The organism is Streptococcus sp. 3613 (genome assembly GCF_013277375.1).
In the GTDB taxonomy this organism is placed as follows: domain Bacteria; phylum Bacillota; class Bacilli; order Lactobacillales; family Streptococcaceae; genus Streptococcus; species Streptococcus pseudopneumoniae.
In genome coordinates, this window is record NZ_VMMV01000144.1 from 1 (window position 1) to 3,014 (window position 3,014).

5 protein-coding genes are annotated in these 3,014 nt (G+C 33.1%); all 5 read left to right on the forward strand.

Features of this window, described 5'->3' with window-relative positions:
• Positions 1-618: restriction endonuclease subunit S (locus HT708_RS11510; protein ID WP_172926413.1), on the forward strand; the 618-nt coding region annotated here is incomplete at its 5' end.
• 59 nt (positions 619-677) lie between these two features.
• Positions 678-914: an AbrB family transcriptional regulator gene (locus HT708_RS11515; RefSeq protein WP_000260605.1), complete on the forward strand. Its 237-nt coding sequence runs from the start codon at positions 678-680 to the stop codon at positions 912-914.
• A complete protein-coding gene (locus HT708_RS11520; protein WP_023941843.1) occupies positions 911-1,324 on the forward strand; it encodes a type II toxin-antitoxin system death-on-curing family toxin in 414 nt (137 codons plus the stop codon). The genes HT708_RS11515 and HT708_RS11520 overlap by 4 nt, the downstream gene beginning before the upstream one ends.
• 117 nt (positions 1,325-1,441) lie before the next feature.
• Positions 1,442-2,407 (forward strand): site-specific tyrosine recombinase/integron integrase, encoded by a 966-nt coding sequence (gene xerA / locus HT708_RS11525; protein ID WP_023941845.1) that lies wholly within the window; start codon positions 1,442-1,444, stop codon positions 2,405-2,407.
• A 33-nt stretch (positions 2,408-2,440) separates the two neighbouring features.
• Positions 2,441-3,014, forward strand: a 574-nt coding sequence (locus tag HT708_RS11530) for a restriction endonuclease subunit S (RefSeq protein ID WP_172926414.1), incomplete at its 3' end; no start/stop codon positions are given.

A 3,014-nucleotide genomic window follows, 5' to 3' on the forward strand; every position in this document is an offset into this window, starting at 1 on the left:
CTTGTAAAATCCCGATTTAATGAGATGTTTGGGGATTTTTATACTACATTATTCCCCAAATATAAAATAGGTGAAAAATTTGAAGTTTCTAGTGGAAGTACACCATCAAGAGATAATAAATTATATTGGGATAGCGGAACGATTAATTGGGTAAAAACAACTGAGGTAATAAATAGAGAAATTACGGAAACTGAGGAAAAAATCACAAAATTTGCTTTAGAAAATACATCTCTTAAACTTTTTCCAGTTAATACAATATTAATTGCTATGTATGGTCAAGGACAAACAAGAGGAAGAAGTGCAATCCTCAAAGTTGAATCTACTAGCAACCAAGCATGTGGGGCTATATTTCCAAATAAAATAGACAATCCAGTTTTTATTTGGCATCAATTAATGCTAAGGTATAGCGAATTACGAGAACTTGGACGAGGAGGAAATCAACCTAATTTAAACGGTCAACTGATTAAAAATTTTGAACTGATTTTCCCCCCACTAGCCCTCCAAAATGAGTTCGCAGACTTTGTAGCCCAGGTCGACAAATCACAATTGGCAATCCAAAAATCTCTGGAAGAGCTTGAAACTTTGAAGAAATCTCTGATGCAGGAGTATTTTAGCTGATATTCTGCCATTGTAATTACGGTAATGATTTGTTATAATACAACAAAGGAGGAAATCAGATGGTCGTAAAAACAAGAAAACAAGGAAATTCAATCACCATTACGATTCCAAGTGAATTTAATATTCCAAGTGGTGTAAAATACGAAGCTAAATTGTTACCAAGTGGTGAGATTATCTTTACTCCTGAAGAATTGGGGCAGCAGGTTTCTTATGTATCTGATGATGCCTTTGACTTAAATTTAGATAAAATATTTGACGAATACGACGATGTTTTCAAAGCTTTGGTGGAAAAATGACAATCTATCTGACAGAAAAGCAAATTGAAAAAATAAATGCTTTAGCAATTCAACGGTATTCTCCAAATGAGAAAATTCAAACAGTTAGTCCTTCTGCCTTAAATATGATTGTGAACTTACCAGAACAATTTGTCTTTGGGAAGCCTCTTTATCCAACAATTTTTGATAAAGCAACTATACTATTTGTCCAATTGATAAAGAAGCATGTTTTTGCTAATGCTAATAAAAGAACTGCTTTCTTCGTTTTGGTCAAATTTTTACAATTAAACGGCTATCGTTTTTCTGTAACGGTAGAAGAAGCAGTAAAAATGTGTGTAACCATCGCAGTAGAAGCTTTAACTGATGAAAAAATGACAAGCTACTCCAAATGGGTTTCTGAACATTCTGTTAGAGAAAAGGTCAAAAAGTAACCTAGTATGCTGGATTTGAATGAGCACAAGAAAATAAATGAACAGACAATATTAGAATTCTGTAATGCAGAAACTGATATTGTCTCTTTTTATTGATGAATAAGAAAGTGAGAAATTATGGAATCAAAAGTTACAATTATCATGCAAGAAATGTTACCTCTTTTAAATAATGAACAATTACTAGCGTTGAGAGAGAGTTTAGAACATCATCTAGTAGACGGAAAAAAGCAGCAGAAGTATTCGAATAATAACCTGTTGCAACTATTTATTACCGCCAAGCAGGTAGAGGGCTGTAGCTCAAAAACAATTCGTTATTACCAGAGGACGATTGAAAACTTGTTTAATGCTATTAAAGAGTCTGTGACACAACTCACAACAGATGATTTAAGGAGTTATTTAGCAAATTACCAGTCTGAAAAGGATTGTAGTAAGGCAAATTTAGACAATATTAGGCGTATATTGTCTTCTTTTTTTGCTTGGCTTGAGCAAGAGGAATATATCATTAAAAATCCCATTCGACGGATAAAGAAAATTAAGACTGAGCAAAATGTGAAGGAAACTTATACTGATGAACATTTGGAAATTATGCGTGATAACTGTGAAAATTTGAGAGATTTGGCAATAATAGACCTACTAGCATCGACAGGTATGCGTGTAGGGGAGCTTGTACAGTTGAATCGTTCAGATATTGATTTTGAAAACAGAGAGTGTGTTGTCTTTGGTAAAGGAAAGAAGGAGAGACCAGTATATTTTGACGCTCGTACGAAAATTCATTTAAGAAACTATCTTAACGACAGAAAAGATAGTCACCCTGCTCTTTTTGTAACGTTAGTTGGAAAAGTCCAGAGGCTTGGAATTGCTGGTGTAGAGATTCGCTTAAGAAAGTTAGGAGAGAAACTCGGCATACAAAAGGTTCACCCACATAAGTTCAGAAGAACTTTAGCGACTAAGGCAATTGATAAAGGTATGCCTATCGAGCAAGTCCAAAAACTGCTAGGTCATAGCAAGATTGACACAACCCTGGCCTATGCCATGGTCAATCAAAATAATGTCAAGCATTCACACCAAAAATTCATCTCTTAAAAGCAAATCCCGATATTCCGAGGAGGTGGTTGCATGACAATCATTTTTTTACAGAATATATTTGAAAAATCTATAAATGGTGAATGGGGTAATGAAGATAGTGGCAAAGGAGAGGCGACAGCAGTAATTAGAACCTCAAATTTTCTAAATTCTGGAAGACTAAATCTAGATAATATTGTATGCCGTGAAATTGATAAAGATAAAAACAGCGACAAAATTCTACGAACTGGTGATATTATAATTGAAAAATCAGGAGGTAGTCCAAATCAACCGGTTGGACGTGTTGTATATTTTGATGTTACAGATCAAGATTATTTCACAAATAACTTTACTAGTATTTTAAGAGTTAAACCAGGATATAATTCTAAATATATATTTTATTTAATGAAGTATCTTTATGACACAAAGAAGGTGTTAAAATTTCAAAATCAAACAACTGGAATTATTAATTTAAAGTTAGCTGACTATTTAAATAAAACCAAAGTTAATATTGAAACTATAGAAAATCAAAATACAATAGTAGATATATTGGATAGGTTAGAGTATCAAATAATAAATAGAAATAAGCAGCTTAGTGAACTCTCAAACCTTGTAAAATCCCGATTTA

Coding starts and splice junctions, on each gene's coding strand:
- HT708_RS11515 (WP_000260605.1), top strand. CDS start 678: ATGGTCGTAAAAACAAGAAAACAAGGAAATTCAATCACCATTACGATT.
- HT708_RS11520 (WP_023941843.1), top strand. CDS start 911: ATGACAATCTATCTGACAGAAAAGCAAATTGAAAAAATAAATGCTTTA.
- xerA (WP_023941845.1), top strand. CDS start 1,442: ATGGAATCAAAAGTTACAATTATCATGCAAGAAATGTTACCTCTTTTA.